Genomic DNA, 10,625 nt, shown 5'->3' with positions numbered 1-10,625 from the left:
GAGGCCCCACCACGGGGCCCCAACCCCCCTCATCTCCCTACAGGAGTGAACCCACATGGGTATGAAGGACAAGTTCCAGGAGCAGTCCGAGCAGTGGCAGCAGCAGGCCAAGCAGAAGGCCGAACAGGCCCGGGAGCAGATGCCGCAGCGTGGCCGCCGCCGTGACACCGACGAGGACTCGGAGCGCATGCGGCGCGAGGACGAGGACCGTCTCGACCGGGACTACGACGCCTAGCCGCTCCGCTCGGCCTCGGCCTTGACCGGTCACGTGGGGTGCCCTTCCTTCCGGGAGGGCACCCTGCGCCGTCCTGTGCGTCAGGAGCGCGGCGGCAGCTTCGGGCGGGAGCGGTTCGGGACGTTGCTGTGGTCCGGAGGCGAGGCCGGGGGATTGCTGGTGAGAAGGTCCAGGGCCAGGTGCACCGCGTCGGCCAGTTGGGCGTGGCGGCCCTCCGCCCAGTCCAGGGGGGTGCGCAGGATCTCCAGGTCGGGGAGGACGCCGTGGTTCTCGATGGACCAGCCGTACGCGTCGAACCAGGCGGCGTTCATCGGCACGGTGATGACGGTGCCGTCGCCGAGCTGGTGGCGGCCGGTCATGCCGACGACCCCGCCCCAGGTGCGCTGCCCGACCACCGGGCCCAGTTCGAGCAGCTTGAACGCGGCGGTGATCATGTCGCCGTCCGAGGAGGTCGCCTCGTCGGCGAGGGCCACCACGGGCCCGCGCGGGGCGTTCGAGGCGTACGACACCGGCTGGGCGTCCCGGGTCAGGTCCCAGCCGAGGATGGTGCGGGTCAGCTTCTCCACGACCAGTTCGCTGATGTGGCCGCCCGCGTTGCCGCGCACGTCCACGATCAGCGCGGGCCGGGAGACCTCCATGCGCAGGTCGCGGTTGAACTGCGCCCAGCCGGAGCCGCCCATGTCGGGGATGTGGAGGTAGCCGCACTTGCCGCCGCTCAACTCCCGTACCACCTCGCGCCGTTTGGCCACCCAGTCCTGGTAGCGCAGGGGGCGCTCGTCGATCAGCGGGACGACCGCGACGCGCCGCGCGTGCCCGGTCCGGCCCTCCGCCGGGGTGAACGTCAGCTCCACCGTCGTACCGCCCGCCCCCGCCAGCAGCGGGTAGGGGCCCGTCACCGGGTCCACGGGCCGTCCGTCGACATGGGTGAGCACCGCGCCCTCACGGATCCCGGTGCCCGCCAGCGGTGAACGCGCCCTGGAGTCGGAGGAGTCGCCGGGCAGGATGCGCTTCACCGTCCAACCGTCTTCCCGGCAGACGAAGTTGGCGCCCAGCAGACCCTGCCGGCGCTGGTAGTGCGGAGGCCCCTCGTTGCGGCGGGCGGGGGTGACGTACGCGTGCGAGGTGCCCAGCTCGCCCAGCACCTCGCGCAGCAGATCCGCGAACTCGTCGGGGGAGGCGACCCGTTCGACCAGCGGCCGGTACTGCGCCAGCACCGCGTCCCAGTCGATCCCGCACATCCCCGGATCCCAGAAGTAGGCGCGGATCAGCCGGCCCGCCTCCTCGTACGACTGACGCCACTCGGCGCCCGGGTCCACCTCGTGCATGATGCGCCGCAGGTCGATCCACACCGTCGTGTCGAGGTCCCCGGACTCGCTGGACGGCACCGCCCGCAGATCGCCCTCGTCCACCACCACGAGCCGGGTCCCGTCCCCGCTGACCGCGAACCAGTCCAGATCGCCGACGAGTTCGGACTTCTTGGCCTTGCTGATGTTGAAGTACTCCAGCGTCGGCCGCCCGCTCATGTCGTCCGGGTTGGCGAAGGTCTCGCCGAGCGCGCCGGAGATCGGCCAGCGCAGCCACACCAGTCCGCCGCCCGCGACCGGGTACAGCGCCGAGTACTTGGAGGCGGTGACCGGGAAGGGGGTGACCCGGTTCTCCAGGCCCTCGACCTCCACGGTCACGGTCCCGTCGCCGCCCCCGCCCTCGTCCTCCTCCACGGGGTCCAGGCCCCCGGCGGCCGGCCGGCCCTCCGGGTTCACCGCGAAGGGGGACGGGGTCGCGGAGGACAGCGGCACGAGGTAGGGGCGGCAGCCGAGCGGGAAGGACAGGTCGCCGGTGTGGACGTCGTACACCGGGTCGAAGCCGCGCCAGGACAGGAAGGCCAGATAGCGCCCGTCCCGCGTGAACACCGGGTTCTCGTCCTCGAACCGGCCGTTCGTCACATCGACGATCAGCCGCTCACCCTTCCCGAGACCGGAGATCCGGGCCATCTTGATCTGCCGCAGCGACCGCCCGATCCCCGGATGCGACCACGTCAGCCAGTTTCCGTCGGGCGAGAAGGCGAGGTCGCGGACGGGCCCGTTGACCGAGGCGATCAGTTCGGTGACCTCGCCTCCGCCGGACTCCGTCCGGTCGGTGCCCCTCTCTTCCCCGGACTCCGGCCGGCCGGTGCCCCCCTCTTCCCCAGGCCCCGTCCGGCCGGTGCCCCCGGAGCTTTCGGCCGTGTCGACGAGCAGCAGCCGTCCGTCGTGCGAGGCGATCGCGAGCCGTTCGCCGTCGGGGTCCGCCACCATCTCCAGGACCCGCCCGAGCCGGCCGGACGCCAGCCGCCGCGGCTCCCGGTCCCCGCTGGCCCGCGGCAGGTAGGCGATCTCGACGGCGTCGTCCCCCTCCGCGTCGGTGACGTAGGCGACCTGCCCGCCGGGGCCGAGCATCTCCGGCAGCCGCACCCGCACCCCGGGCGTGTCGGTGATCGTCCGGGCGGGGCCGTCGCGATGCGTCAGCCAGTACAGGCTCCCGCGGACGACGACGGCGCTCGCCCGCCCGGTCTCGTCGACGGAGAGCCCGTCCACGTGCTGGGCCGCCGGGATCTGGTACGCGCGCCGCCCCGCCCTGGGGCCGCCCATGCGCACCTCCAGGCGGCGCGGTCCGGCGTCCGCGGCCAGGTCGTCGACGATCCACAGGTCCCCGGCGCACTGGTACACGACCCGGGTGCCGTCGGTGGCGGCGTGCCGGGCGTAGAAGGCGTCGTGGTCGGTGTGCCGGCGCAGGTCGGAGCCGTCGTGGGCGCAGGAGTAGAGGTTGCCGACGCCCTCGTGGTCGGAGAGGAAGGCGATACGGCCGCCGACGAACATCGGCGCGTCGAGGTGGCCGTCGAGGCCTTCCAGGAGGCGCTGCCCGTGCAGCCACAGCCGGCCCGTGGCACCGCCCCGGTAGCGCTTCCAGGCGGCGGGTTCGTGCGGGGGAGTGCCCGTGAGCAGCAGGGTCCTGCGGTCGCCGTCGAAGTCGGCGACCTGGATGTCGGAGACCGGCCCCCAGGGCAGCTTGCGGCCGGGGGCGCCGTCGGTGGGGAGTTTGTAGGCCCAGGTGAAGTAGGAGAAGGGCTCGCCGTGGGAGGCGACGGCGAGGATGTCGGCGTGGTTCTCGCCGTCGGGCGGGGTCCACCCGCGCACCTGGGTGTCCGGGCTGCCCCAGTAGGTCAGCCGCCGTCCGGGACCGCCGTCCACCGCCACCAGGTGGATCTCCGGGACGACACCGCGCCAGCTCGTGTACGCGATGTGCCGGCCGTCGGGGGAGAAGCGCGGGTGTCCGGCCTTGGCGCGGTCGACGGTGAGGCGCCAGGCGCGGCCCGGACCGTCGAGGGGGGCCAGCCAGAGGTCGTCCTCGGCGACGAAGCACAGGAGGTCACCGCTGAGATGGGGCAGGCGCAGATAGCTCACCTCCCCATGCTTTTCCGGGGGATGGACCGGAGCAACTTATGACATGCGGGGCGGCGTGATCCAGCACACGTACGAAACCGTTTCGTTTCGCTGCGGGCTGCGCTACATTCGTCGTGTACGAACGAAACCGTGTCGTTCGGAGTGGGAAGGTGAACGCCATGACTGAGGTCGCGACCCCGCGTCGCAGTCGGATCACCCCTGAGCGCGAGGCCGAGCTGTACGAGGCCGTGCTCGACCTGCTCCGCGAGGTCGGCTACGACGCCCTCACCATGGACGCCGTCGCCGCTCGCACGCGGTCCAGCAAGGCGACCCTCTACCGCCAGTGGGGCGGCAAGGCCGAGCTGGTCGCCAAGGCGGTCCGGCACGACAAGCCCTCCGCCTCCGCCGACGACCTCGACACCGGGTCGCTGCGGAGCGATCTCCACGCCCTCACACTGCGTTCGGACGACTGTGACATGGAGCAGACCTCCGCGCTGATGCGTGGTCTGGCCATGGCGATCCACGGCAATCCGGACCTGCTGAAGGCGTTCAAGGAGCATCTTGTCGAGCCGGAGATGGCGGAGTTCCGCCGTGTGCTGCAGCGCGCGGTCGACCGGGGCGAGGTCCGTGCGGACAACCCGGCGATCGCGTTCGTGCCGCACATGATGATCGGCGCGTTCGCCGCCCGCACCATGCTCGACGAGCAGCCGCCGACCCAGGCGTTCCTCCTCTCGTACATCGACGCCGTGGTCCTCCCCGCCCTCGGCGCGCCCACCACCTGAGACTCCCCGCACTCAGCACCTGACGCGACCGCTCACGTCGTCGGGCCGATCACCCCTGCCTCCCCGCCGGGCTGATCACCCCTGCCCTCGGGGCCCGTGCCGGGCCCCCACACCCCACGACCTGACCGGGAGTACGCCCCCTGTGGCCACGTTCCTCTACAAACTCGGCCGGTTCTCCTTCCGGCGGCGGCACATCGTCGCCCTGTTCTGGACGGCCCTGCTGGTGCTCGCGGGCATCGGCGCCGCCTCCGCGCCCGCCGCGGGCTCCAGCTCCTTCTCGATCCCCGGCACCGAGGCCCAGAAGGCCTTCGACCTGCTCGAACAGCGCTTCCCGGGATCCAGTGCCGACGGCGCCACCGCGCGCGTCGTCTTCAAGGCGCCCGACGGGGAGAAGATGACCGACGCCGCCCACCGGGCGACCGTCGAGAAGACCGTCGGGGAACTGGGCGACGGCTCCGAGGTCGTCTCCGTCACCGACCCGTACACGACCCACGCCGTGAGCAAGGACGGCACGGTCGCCTACACCTCCGTGAAGTACAAGGTCTCGTCCGTCGAACTGCAGGACGCCTCCAAGGAGGCCCTGGAGACCGCCGCGGACCAGGCCAGGGACGCCGGGCTGACCGTGGAGACGGGCGGTGACGCGCTCCAGGCCCAGGCCGGACAGGAGGCCACCGGCGAGATCATCGGCCTCGCCCTCGCCGCCGTCGTCCTCGTCGTCACCCTGGGCTCGCTCGTCGCGGCCGGACTTCCGCTGCTGACGGCGATCATCGGAGTCGGCATCGGCGTCTCCACCATCACCGCCCTCGCCAGCGCGCTCGACCTCGGCGACACCACCTCCACCCTGGCCCTCATGATCGGGCTCGCGGTCGGCATCGACTACGCGTTGTTCATCGTCTCCCGCTACCGCGCCGAACTCGCCGAGGGCCGGGGCCGTGAGGAGGCCGTCGGCCGGGCCACCGGCACCGCAGGCTCGGCGGTGGTCTTCGCCGGGCTCACCGTCGTGATCGCCCTGGCCGGTCTCTCGGTCGTCGGCGTTCCCATGCTGACCAAGATGGGTCTCGCGGCGGCCGGCACGGTCGTCGTCGCCGTCCTCATCGCGCTCACCATGATCCCGGCGCTGCTCGGCTACGCGGGCCGCAAGGTGCGGCCGGCCGGTGAGAAGGGCAGGCTGCCGGGCCGCCGCACCGGGAAGGACTCCGCGAAGAGCTCCACGAAGGGCTCCGCGACGGACTCCGTCACGGGCGCGGGCGTCGCCAAGCCCAACATGGGCGCCCGCTGGGCGAGCTTCGTCGTCCGCCGTCCGGCCGGCGTGCTGCTGCTCGGCGTGCTCGGCCTCGGCGCGATCGCCCTCCCGGCCACCCAACTGGAACTGGGCCTGCCCGACGACGGCTCGCAGCCGACGTCCACCACGCAGCGCCGCGCCTACGACCTGCTGTCCGAGGGCTTCGGCCCCGGCTTCAACGGCCCGCTGATGCTCGTGGTCGACGCCAAGGGCAGCGCGGACCCCGAAGCCGCGGCGACCGCGGTGACCGACGAGGTCAAGGACCTCGACGACGTCGTGACGGTGACCCCCGCGACCTTCAACAAGACCGGCGACACCGCCATGATCACGGTCGTCCCCGACTCGAAGCCGTCCTCGACCGAGACCGAGGACCTGGTGCACGCCATCCGTGACGCGGGCGCCGGCGTGACGGCCGACACGGACGCCAAGGTGCTGGTCACCGGCACCACGGCGATGAACATCGACTTCTCCCAGAAGCTCACCGACGCGCTGATCCCGTATCTCGCCCTGGTGGTGGGTCTCGCCTTCCTGCTGCTGATCGTGGTCTTCCGCTCGGTCCTGGTCCCGCTGAAGGCGGCCCTCGGCTTCCTGCTCAGCGTGCTGGCCGCGCTCGGCGCCGTCGTCGCGGTCTTCCAGTGGGGCTGGCTGTCGGGCCTCCTCGGCGTCGAGGAGACCGGCCCGATCATGTCCATGATGCCGATCTTCATGGTGGGCGTGGTCTTCGGCCTGGCCATGGACTACGAGGTGTTCCTCGTGACCCGGATGCGCGAGGCGTACGTCCACGGGGAGAGCCCGGGCCAGGCCGTGGTGACCGGGTTCAGGTACAGCGCGCGGGTGGTCGCCGCCGCCGCGGTCATCATGATCGCCGTCTTCTCCGGCTTCATCGGCTCCAGCGAGTCGATGATCAAGATGATCGGCTTCGGCCTCGCGATCGCCGTCTTCTTCGACGCCTTCGTGGTCCGCATGGCGATCGTCCCGGCGGTCCTCGCCCTGCTCGGCAAGCGGGCCTGGTGGCTGCCGGCGTGGCTGGACCGCGCCCTGCCCAACGTGGACGTCGAGGGCGAGGGGCTGCGCACGCCGGGTGACACCGCTCCGCGGGACGAGGACAAGGAACTGGTGCGCGTCTGACGCACCGCTTCCGAAAGGCCGCCGGTGAGGGCTCCGTGGGGACGGGGCGCCCTCACCGGCTCTTTTCTTCGTGACCCACTTTCGGGTGAGGCCCGATCGGCGGGAGGTCCCGGAGGGTAGATCTGACAACGGTTCAGTGCGTTCAGTACATAGATGGACGAAGAAGCCTACTGTCACCGGAATATGGATGATTCGTAACGTGAGGCGTCATTCGGGTACTTACGCCCCGTGTGGTGGTCAAGTGTGGGTTCTGCGGCCGATGTAGCCGCAACTCGCACAAAGCAAGGAGACCTTGTGTCCGTTTCCGTTGTTTCCGCCCGTCGTCTGGCCGCCGCCACGCTCGGGGCCGCCGCCGTGATCGGGGCCGTGGCGATCCCGGCGTCCGCCGCCGGCCACCCGCGCGCCGACTGGCCGAAGGTGGAGATCAGCGCCGTGCAGTACGACGCGCCGGGTCGCGACGACCGCTCCAACCGCTCGCTGAACAAGGAGTGGGTGGAGCTGACCAACACCACCCGCCACGCGGTCAACCTGGACGGGTGGGTGCTGTCGAACGAGGACGGCGACACCTACACCTTCGACCACTTCCGCCTGGCCGCCCGCGCCACCGTCCGGATCCACACCGGTGAGGGCCGCGACACCCGCACCGACCTGTTCCAGGACCGCCACCGGGAGGTGTGGGACAACCGCTCGGACACCGCCACCCTGCGCAACGACCGCGACCGCCTCGTCGACGAGGAGTCGTGGGGCCACCGCCGCCACCACGGCGGCGACCGTCACCACGGCTGGGGCCGTCACCACGACGGCGACCGTCACCACGGCGGCGACCGCCACCACGGCTGGGACCGCGACGGCCGCTAGGCCCGCCCACGGCTGAGCACCGCACCCGGAACGGCGGCGCGCCCGACCCCCGCACGGGGGCCGGGCGCGCCGCCTTCGGCATGGCGTCATCCGGGCCCGGACGCCCGCGCCGGGAAGGCGGTCAGGCGCCGCGCCCCGGCCCCACGCCCGGACCCGTCGCCACGTGTCCGGCCGGCGGAGAGGGGCCCCGAACCGGCCGTGACCCCGTCGCGAGCCCCGTACGGCGACCGCTAGCGTGCGGTGCATGACGACCACAGCCGGCGCCCATCCCCGTTTCGCCGAGGCCCTCCACGACCTCGGGCTCGACGAACTGCACTCCCGTGTCCGCCGCTTCCCGGACGCGACACGCACCGCCGCCGAGGCCGCCGCCGCGATCGGGTGCGAGCTGAGCCAGATCTGCAAGTCGCTGATCTTCGCCGCGGACGGGGAGCCGGTGCTGGTGCTGATGGACGGGGCGTCCCGGGTCGACGTGGAGCGGGTGCGCACGGAACTCGGGGCGCGGAAGGTGACCCGGGCCGCCGCCGACGTCGTGCGGGAGACGACCGGGTACGCCATCGGGGGAGTGCCGCCCTTCGGGCACCGCACGCGCACCCGGGTCCTCGCCGACCGGAGTCTGCTCGCCCACGACATCGTGTGGGCCGCGGCCGGCCACCCGCACGCCGTCTTCCCCATCGCCCCCGACGCCCTTGTCGCCCACTCCGCCGCCACCCTCGTGGACGTACGCGAGCGCACCTCGTGACGCCTGCGGTCACCGCGGCCGTCCTGCTGGCCGCGGTCACCCACGCCGGCTGGAACGCCATCGCCCACCGGATCACCGACAAACTGGTCGGCTTCACGCTGATCGCCGGCGGCGGGATGCTCATCGGGCTCGCCCTCGCCCCGTTCGTCGCCCTCCCGGCGGCCGGGGCATGGCCGTACCTGCTCTGCTCCGCCGTCATCCACATCGCGTACTACGCGCTGCTGATGCGGTCCTTCCGGCTGGGCGACTTCGGCCAGGCCTACCCCATCGCGCGCGGCTCGGCGCCCCTCGTGGTGACCGTCCTCGCCGCCGTCTTCGCGCACGAGGTGCCCGACGGCTGGGCGGCCGCCGGCATCGCGCTGTCCTGCGCGGGCCTGACCGGCGTCGCCCTGTGGGGGCTGCGCGGCCGCCGGCCCGACTGGGCGGCGATCGGCGCCGCGCTGGCGACCGGGCTGACCATCGCCGCGTACACGGTCGTCGACGGCCTCGGCGTCCGCGCCTCCGGCTCCTCCCTGGGCTACATCGCCTGGCTGATGGCCGTTCAGGGCGCGGTGATCCCCGCGTACGCCGTCACCCGCCGGCGCGCCGGGACCGTCGCCGCCCTGCGCCCCTTCGCCACCCTCGGCCTGATCGGCTCCGCCCTGTCCGTCGCCGCCTACGCCCTGGTCCTGTGGGCCCAGACCCGCGCCGAACTGGCCCCCGTGGCCGCGCTGCGCGAGTCGTCGGTCAAGCCGGGCTCATACAGTAATAACCTCGCTGGTCAGGGAGTTGGCTGAGGCGATTCCGTCCACACGGCCTCGTCCCGCGCCATGAATCCTCAGCAAGGTTGAAGTCGTGTCCCGGGGCATGTCGGGATTGCTCACCCGTAGGCGCCGCAGTTGGCTGACCAGGCGCGTCGGGTACGCGTGTGGAAGGTTACGCACTTCCCCATCAGCAGCATCAGCTTCCCCAGCCAGGCGTTCGAGCACGGCGACGGATGTTGTCTGTGCTCTCGCCCGGAGATAATCGCTGAGACGGCCTGCGGCATCCTCCGTATCTTGGCGCCATGACGAACCAGGGAGAGCCGACGCTCCATGTGAACCGCTGGGGCGACACGTCGGACCCGGCCCCAGGACGGCGCGGGTCCTACAGGGACATCTGCTCTTGCTTCGACCAGTCCAGGCCTCGTCCGCGAGCCCGTATCGGATTTCACGCCGAGCGGCAGGACACCTCCGCTCCGGGGTGGCAGCATCTGCTGGAGCTGATCGACGAGGCCGCCGCCGACAGCGCGAGGAGTTCCGCCCCCTGACCGAACTCAGCCCAGAAGAGCGACGGCAGATCATCACCCTGCCACCGAGCATCGCCACGCTGACGGCGGTCAAGCACCTCGTTGCTCTACGGCAGCAACCTGGTCCGGATCCCGCCCGAGATCGGGGCCATGACCAGCCTGGAGGAGTTCACCCCCTACACCTCCTACCGGCTGCACTGGTTCCCCTACGAGATCACCCGATGCCGGAAGCTGACCCGCAGCACCGTGAGCACGCGCGCGTTGTTCGGCAACTACAAGGCGCGACCGCCGTTCCCGCGTCTGCAGCCTTCCCCGGACTCCGTCACGGACCTAGATCTGGGGAACCTGGATCCCCGGCGCTGGGGCGCCAACGCCATCCGCAGTTGCAGTGTCTGCGACCAACCGATCGGACAGCGCGGATTCCATCAGGTGTGGATCTCACTGCGCGTGGCCACTGATGTATTGCCGTTGCTGGTCAGCGCCTGCTCATCGGCGTGTGTCGCCACGCTGCCCGGCGGTGCTCGCAACTACATCGCTACACCGCACAAGGGCGGCCGAGTCGACCAGCCAGCGTCCGACTGGGACTGAGCCGAACACCTTGCCCGCTGTTCGCCGGAGAAACGACCCCACAGCTACATGCCTGAAGCTCGAACGTCTGGGCGGGGAAGCTGACGCTGTCGATGGGGAAAGATGTGGTCGTCGACGGCGTGGACTGCTTGCGTCTTGCCAGGGTGCAGGTTTCACCGTGCCAGTCGACGTCCGTGCTCCTGGCGACGTATCCGGGAACCGAGGTTGGGCGCGGAGCTCAGGATGTGCTTAGTACTCCAGCAGCGGTTCGTGTCCTGAGCTGCGTTTTCGGTAATGACAGCGGCGGGCGACGGCCTGGCGGCGTCTTCTCCAGGCCGACCACTTCAG

General features: G+C 71.4%; 9 protein-coding genes. 8 read left to right on the top strand and 1 reads right to left on the bottom strand.

The window, feature by feature from the left end; genetic code table 11:
* The first annotated feature begins 55 nt into the window (after positions 1-55).
* Complete coding sequence (locus ACFY2L_RS27835; RefSeq protein ID WP_390659130.1) at positions 56-235, top strand: hypothetical protein; 180 nt, start codon at positions 56-58, stop codon at positions 233-235.
* 80 nt (positions 236-315) lie between these two features.
* On the opposite strand, the gene ACFY2L_RS27830 is transcribed toward ACFY2L_RS27835, so the two are convergent.
* On the bottom strand, positions 316-3,675 hold the full coding sequence (locus tag ACFY2L_RS27830) for a S41 family peptidase (protein WP_390823765.1): 3,360 nt from the start codon (positions 3,673-3,675) through the stop codon (positions 316-318).
* A gap of 158 nt (positions 3,676-3,833) precedes the next feature.
* Here ACFY2L_RS27830 and ACFY2L_RS27825 point away from each other — a divergent pair, with 158 nt between their 5' ends.
* The 7 genes from ACFY2L_RS27825 to ACFY2L_RS27795 all read left to right on the top strand — a co-directional run bounded on the left by ACFY2L_RS27825 (position 3,834) and on the right by ACFY2L_RS27795 (position 10,298).
* Positions 3,834-4,436 carry a TetR/AcrR family transcriptional regulator gene (locus ACFY2L_RS27825; RefSeq protein ID WP_390659128.1) on the top strand — a complete coding sequence of 201 codons (603 nt, stop codon included), beginning with the start codon at positions 3,834-3,836 and terminating at the stop codon, positions 4,434-4,436.
* Positions 4,437-4,578: 142 nt separating this feature from the next.
* Positions 4,579-6,846 carry an MMPL family transporter gene (locus ACFY2L_RS27820; RefSeq protein WP_390659127.1) on the top strand — a complete coding sequence of 756 codons (2,268 nt, stop codon included), beginning with the start codon at positions 4,579-4,581 and terminating at the stop codon, positions 6,844-6,846.
* A 294-nt stretch (positions 6,847-7,140) separates the two neighbouring features.
* Positions 7,141-7,704: a lamin tail domain-containing protein gene (locus tag ACFY2L_RS27815; protein WP_390823764.1), complete on the top strand. Its 564-nt coding sequence runs from the start codon at positions 7,141-7,143 to the stop codon at positions 7,702-7,704.
* A 244-nt stretch (positions 7,705-7,948) separates the two neighbouring features.
* Positions 7,949-8,443: a YbaK/EbsC family protein gene (locus ACFY2L_RS27810; RefSeq protein ID WP_390659125.1), complete on the top strand. Its 495-nt coding sequence runs from the start codon at positions 7,949-7,951 to the stop codon at positions 8,441-8,443.
* Positions 8,440-9,219 carry an EamA family transporter gene (locus ACFY2L_RS27805; protein ID WP_390823763.1) on the top strand — a complete coding sequence of 260 codons (780 nt, stop codon included), beginning with the start codon at positions 8,440-8,442 and terminating at the stop codon, positions 9,217-9,219. The genes ACFY2L_RS27810 and ACFY2L_RS27805 overlap by 4 nt, the downstream gene beginning before the upstream one ends.
* 269 nt (positions 9,220-9,488) lie before the next feature.
* The gene (locus ACFY2L_RS27800; RefSeq protein ID WP_390823762.1) at positions 9,489-9,731 is read left to right on the top strand and encodes a hypothetical protein; all 243 of its coding nucleotides are present in this window, start codon (positions 9,489-9,491) and stop codon (positions 9,729-9,731) included.
* Positions 9,732-9,860: 129 nt separating this feature from the next.
* Positions 9,861-10,298: a hypothetical protein gene (locus tag ACFY2L_RS27795; protein ID WP_390823761.1), complete on the top strand. Its 438-nt coding sequence runs from the start codon at positions 9,861-9,863 to the stop codon at positions 10,296-10,298.
* Positions 10,299-10,625: the final 327 nt, after the last annotated feature.

The sequence above is a fragment of the Streptomyces sp. NPDC001381 genome (genome assembly GCF_042895685.1).
Lineage (GTDB): Bacteria > Actinomycetota > Actinomycetes > Streptomycetales > Streptomycetaceae > Streptomyces.
The sequence above is the reverse complement of the archived record's forward strand: the minus strand, read 5'-3'. Positions and strand labels throughout refer to the sequence as shown.

Excerpts from the sequence above, each read along its gene's own strand:
- ACFY2L_RS27835 (WP_390659130.1), top strand. The coding sequence starts at position 56 with ATGGGTATGAAGGACAAGTTCCAGGAGCAGTCCGAGCAGTGGCAGCAG.
- ACFY2L_RS27825 (WP_390659128.1), top strand. The coding sequence starts at position 3,834 with ATGACTGAGGTCGCGACCCCGCGTCGCAGTCGGATCACCCCTGAGCGC.
- ACFY2L_RS27810 (WP_390659125.1), top strand. The coding sequence starts at position 7,949 with ATGACGACCACAGCCGGCGCCCATCCCCGTTTCGCCGAGGCCCTCCAC.
- ACFY2L_RS27800 (WP_390823762.1), top strand. The coding sequence starts at position 9,489 with ATGACGAACCAGGGAGAGCCGACGCTCCATGTGAACCGCTGGGGCGAC.
- ACFY2L_RS27795 (WP_390823761.1), top strand. The coding sequence starts at position 9,861 with ATGACCAGCCTGGAGGAGTTCACCCCCTACACCTCCTACCGGCTGCAC.